This is a genomic window from Pseudonocardia sp. MH-G8 (assembly GCF_002262885.1).
Lineage (GTDB): Bacteria > Actinomycetota > Actinomycetes > Mycobacteriales > Pseudonocardiaceae > Pseudonocardia.
Window position 1 is genome coordinate 1 of record NZ_NKYF01000069.1, and the last position, 1,173, is coordinate 1,173.

Annotated in this window: 1 protein-coding gene; it reads left to right on the plus strand. The window is 70.9% G+C overall.

All coding sequences use genetic code 11. From position 1 onward, the window contains the following. Positions 1-19: 19 nt before the first annotated feature. On the plus strand, positions 20-1,173 hold a 1,154-nt coding region (locus tag CFP66_RS46855; protein ID WP_094932056.1), incomplete at its 3' end, for an IS30 family transposase.

Here is a 1,173-nt window from a genome sequence, read left to right on the forward strand (position 1 = left end):
CTGATCTCGGAGGTGTTCGATGGCACGGCGTCAGCAACAGGCGGATCGGGCTCTGCGACCGGCGATGCGCTCGCCGGGCCGGCCGATGCCGGCGCGGCATGTGGAGCGCGCCTTCTGGCGGCTGATCGCGCAGGGCAAGCGCACAGAAGAGGCGGCGCTGGAGATCGGCGTGTCGACGCCGGTCGCGGTGCGCTGGTTTCGCCAGGCTGGTGGCATGCCGCCGCTGAGCCTGGCCGAGCCCACCGGCCGCTATCTGTCGTTCTCCGAGCGTGAGGAGATCGCGCTGCTGATGGCGCAGGGCCACGGCGTCCGTGAGATCGCCCGGGAGCTCAGGCGCGATCCCGGGACGATCTCGCGCGAGGTGCGGCGCAACGCCGCGACCCGTGGCGGCAAGCCCGACTATCGGGCGAGTGTCGCGCAGTGGAAGGCGCAGACCGCGGCGCGGCGTCCCGAGCCGGCGAAGCTGGCGAGCAATCCACGGCTGCAGGACTACGTCCAGGCCCGGCTGAGCGGGCAGTTGCAGCGTCCTGATGGGACCGTCGTGGCCGGCCCGCCGACGACCTGGAAGGGGCTGAACAAGCCGCACCGCGCCGATCGGCGCTGGGCCACGGCGTGGAGTCCGGAGCAGATCTCCCGGCGGCTGGTCCTCGACTTCCCCGACGATGTCGACATGCGCATCAGCCACGAGGCGATCTACCAGGCGCTCTACATCCAGGGACGCGGCGCGCTCAAGCGTGAGCTGGTGGCCTGCCTGCGCACCGGTCGCGCGCTGCGCAAACCGCGGGCACGGTCGCGAAACAAGCCGCAAGGCCACGTCACCGCCGATGTCGTGTTCAGTGAACGGCCCGCCGAGGCCGAGGACCGGGCGGTGCCCGGTCACTGGGAGGGCGACCTCATCATCGGGTTGAACCGGTCCGCGATCGGCACCGTCGTGGAGCGCAGCAGCCGCTACACACTGCTCGTGCACCTTCCCCGACTCGAGGGCTACGGCGCCATCGCGCCGGTCAAGAACGGGCCCGCTCTGGGCGGCTACGGGGCCATCGCGATGAAGGACGCCCTCACCACGACGATGACCACGATGCCCGCCGAACTGCTGCGGTCGCTGACCTGGGACCGCGGCAAGGAGCTGTCCGCTCACGCGCAGTTCAAGGTCGACACCGGCATCGCCGTCTA